The 772-nt window shown below is 48.3% G+C and carries 1 protein-coding gene; it reads right to left on the reverse strand.

Translation table 11 applies throughout. From position 1 onward, the window contains the following. On the reverse strand, window positions 1-607 hold a 607-nt coding region (locus ACS8FC_RS16775), incomplete at its 3' end, for an A/G-specific adenine glycosylase (protein ID WP_439297619.1). Window positions 608-772 lie beyond the last annotated feature (165 nt).

The following is a 772-nucleotide window of genomic DNA, read 5'->3' on the forward strand; positions in this document are numbered from 1 at the left end:
CCATATCCATCATGGCTTGCGCGAATAGTCCTGAGTTCTCTGTCGGTGTCAGGCGCTCTGCTAATGCCCATAACTCTTTGGTGGTAGCAGATTTGGTAATGTCACCGTCGATGGCGGCCCAGCGCGTTAGCACCCGTTTGACATTACCATCGCAGATGACGCCATAATGATGCAATCCCATTGCCATAATCGCCCCAGCGGTCGATGGGCCAACGCCGGAAATTGCTTCCCAACCTGCGAGCGTCTGCGGGAACTCGCCCGTTTCCTCGATTACTTCAACCAGCTGCTTTGCACCTTTATGCAAATTACGGGCGCGCGCATAATAGCCAAGCCCTGCCCAATGCTCGGCGACCACATCCCATTCTGCTGCAGCTAAATCCTGCACGGTTGGAAAGGTGTCCATAAAGCGCGCAAAGTAGGGCAGTACGGTGGTCACTTGCGTTTGCTGAAGCATGACTTCAGATAGCCAAACGATATAAGGGTTGGGCGTGTCAGTTTGGTGCTGTTGCCACGGCAAATTATGGCGACCGTTTTCGGCAAACCAATCGAGTAGGCGCGGGGCGAAGGAGTTTAGAGATGACTCAGGTTGAGAGAATAAAGTAGGCAAGAATAATCCTTGTCAATTAATAAAAAATATTAGACCATAAAAGGTTAACTAATTTATGGGGTGGGCTGACTCGCTATGCAATGGTTTGTTATTTTTAAGGAAAAGCATTAGTTAGTTATTATGTGTTTTGCACTTTCGGTTTGATAATAAGTAGAACCAGTGTTT

The sequence above is a fragment of the Psychrobacter sp. 1Y4 genome (genome assembly GCF_051847555.1).